The sequence below is a fragment of the Nitrosospira sp. NpAV genome (assembly GCF_000832065.1).
Lineage (GTDB): Bacteria > Pseudomonadota > Gammaproteobacteria > Burkholderiales > Nitrosomonadaceae > Nitrosospira.
Genome location: NZ_JXQM01000153.1, coordinates 1 through 646, shown reverse-complemented (window position 1 = coordinate 646; position 646 = coordinate 1). Strand labels below are relative to the sequence as shown.

Here is a 646-nt window from a genome sequence, read left to right as displayed (position 1 = left end):
AGCGCGATATCGTCGAGGTATCTCCCAGTTTTATCTGGCACCTGGCGCCTGATAAAACGCTTCTGATCGATTACGATCATCGAGAGATAAAAATCAAGCCTGATAACTATGGCATACTTTTTGATGCGAATTCAAAAATAGCAGATGTTTCGCGCGGAACCCGTTATTACAGCCCGTTCAACAAGACGGATCAGACAATCAACCGTCTTGGCGTTACGCATGACTGGATAATATCGGATGCCCTGAGTATGCGCACTGCATTTGTTTATGATGCCCGGACACTTGCACTGGCGCGAAATGCCGGAGGAAATCAGTTCAATGCCATGGGCGTCAGTACATCCCGTACCGGATATCAGCAATTCGACGATGCCGGCTATACGACATTGCAGAATGAATTTACTTGGAAAACGGTCACCGGGCCGGTAAAACACACTTTCCTGGGAGGTTTCGAGTATAAGAATGTCGATATCGATGCCATGCGGAACTTATATCTGCTGCCCAATCTGCAGATCGGGCAGCCGGTGGTTGAAACGTCATTGAACGGACCTGAAGTGAACATCACACGTAGTTTTGACCGTCGGATCAGCAGTGATCAGGTTTCATTTTATGCTCAGGATCAAATTGACCTGACTGATCAGTTCAAGCT

General features: G+C 47.4%; 1 protein-coding gene. It reads left to right on the top strand.

Going from position 1 to position 646, the window contains the following annotated elements; translation table 11 throughout:
- The coding region (locus tag SQ11_RS17700) for a TonB-dependent receptor (RefSeq protein WP_041515145.1) at window positions 1–646 on the top strand (646 nt) is incomplete at both ends.